The sequence below is a fragment of the Streptomyces torulosus genome, from assembly GCF_001419765.1.
Taxonomy (GTDB): domain Bacteria; phylum Actinomycetota; class Actinomycetes; order Streptomycetales; family Streptomycetaceae; genus Streptomyces; species Streptomyces torulosus.
Map to the genome: position 1 here is coordinate 1 of NZ_LIRK01000457.1, position 528 is coordinate 528.

1 protein-coding gene is annotated in these 528 nt (G+C 71.4%); it reads right to left on the reverse strand.

The features are described 5' to 3' along the window. Positions 1-210: 210 nt before the first annotated feature. Positions 211-528: ROK family protein (locus AOK23_RS50460; protein WP_240496614.1), on the reverse strand; the 318-nt coding region annotated here is incomplete at its 5' end.

A 528-nucleotide genomic window follows, 5' to 3' on the forward strand; every position in this document is an offset into this window, starting at 1 on the left:
GTGCCCCGCGGCTTCTGACCCGCCCTCGGACGGGTCCGGGCCTCTTCTGATCAGCCGGCCCTGGAACGAGTCCGCGCGCCCCTCCGGGATCGGCCCGCCTCCGGACACGGGTCTGCGCCCCCTTCGGATCCCCCGCCGACGGACGAGTTCGCGCGCGCCCCCTCTGGAATCACCGCGCCCCTCCGGACGGATCCGCGCGCCCTCCCGGGATCAGCCCGCCTTCGCCGCCCGCATCGCCGCGCCCACGATGCCCGCGTTGTTCTGGAGCTGGGCCGGGACGATCTCGGCCTGGATGCCCTCGATCAGGTGCAGGAACTTGTGGGACTTGCGGCTGACGCCGCCGCCGATGATGAACAGCTCCGGGGAGAAGAGCATCTCCACATGAGCGAGGTACTTGGTGACGCGCTTGGCCCAGTGCTCCCAGGTCAGCTCGTGGTCGTCCTTGGCCTTCGTGGAGGCGCGGGTCTCCGCGTCATGGCCGCCCAGCTCCAGATGGCCCAGCTCCGTGTTGGGCACGAGGACGCCGTC